Below are 1,052 nucleotides of genomic sequence, written 5' to 3' on the forward strand. Positions count from 1 at the left end.
TAGAGCGTTTCATCGCTTGATTGAATCGGAAGGGATTCCCGCGTCGTCTGATTTGTGATTCAAGATGCTGGCTGGATTGGAGGCCAGCATCTGATGGTTCGACCACTTTCCGATGATCTTCGCGAGCGGGTTGTGGCGGCGGTTTTGGGTGGCGAGAGCCGCCGGTCGGCCGCCCAACGGTTCGGTATTGCGAATTCGACGGCGGCGAAGTTGTTGCAGCGCCATCGGGCGACTGGCTCGGTTGCGCCTGGCAAGATGGGCGGACATCGCAAAAGGGTGCTGGAGCCGCACCGTGCTTTTATCGAGGGCCGTCTGCGTGAAACACCGCATCTGACGCTGCATGGTCTGAAGGATGAGTTGGCCGCTCGCGGGGTCAAGGTCTCGCACAACGCAGTGTGGCAGTTCCTGCGCCGCGAAGGCCTGAGCTTTAAAAAAAACGCTGTTCGCCCTTGAGCAGGCACGCGCCGATATTGCCCGCAGGCGGCAGCGATGGCGATCCTGGCAGGTCGGTCTCGATCCGCAGTGCCTGGTCTTCATCGATGAGACCTGGATCAAGACCAACATGGCTCCGCTGCGCGGCTGGGGGCCGAAGGGCAAGCGGCTGCGCGGCCTAGCTCCGTACGGCCACTGGCGCACGCTGACTTTCCTCGGCGCGCTGCGCTGTGATCGGCTCGCGGCCCCTTGCGTCTTCGACGGGCCGATCAACGGCCAATGCTTCCGCGCCTATGTCGAACAGCAGCTCATCACCGTGCTGAAACCCGGCGATATCGTCGTCATGGACAACCTGGGAAGCCATAAGTCCGCGGCCATCAGGCAGATGATCAAGGCCGCTGGCGCCAGACTCTGGTACCTGCCGCCCTACTCACCGGACCTCAATCCGATCGAGCAGGCCTTCGCCAAGATCAAGCACTGGATGCGCCAGGCGCAGAAACGCACCGTCGAGGACACTTGGCGCCACATCGGCCACCTCGTCGAAACCATCGAGGCAGCCGAATGCAAGAACTACTTCGAAAACGCCGGATACGCTTCCGTCAAAACGTGAAAGACTCTAG

The 1,052-nt window shown here is 61.4% G+C and carries 1 protein-coding gene; it reads left to right on the forward strand.

Features of this window, described 5'->3' with window-relative positions:
- The first annotated feature begins 93 nt into the window (after positions 1 to 93).
- Positions 94 to 1,042 (forward strand): IS630 family transposase gene (locus tag LB523_RS29200; protein ID WP_263493222.1). Its coding sequence is split into 2 segments (ribosomal slippage): positions 94 to 429 and positions 431 to 1,042, totalling 948 coding nucleotides; the frame shifts between segments, so codons are not numbered across the junction.
- Positions 1,043 to 1,052: the final 10 nt, after the last annotated feature.

It is taken from the genome of Mesorhizobium sp. ESP-6-4 (assembly GCF_020164735.1).
Classification (GTDB): Bacteria; Pseudomonadota; Alphaproteobacteria; order Rhizobiales; family Rhizobiaceae; genus Mesorhizobium.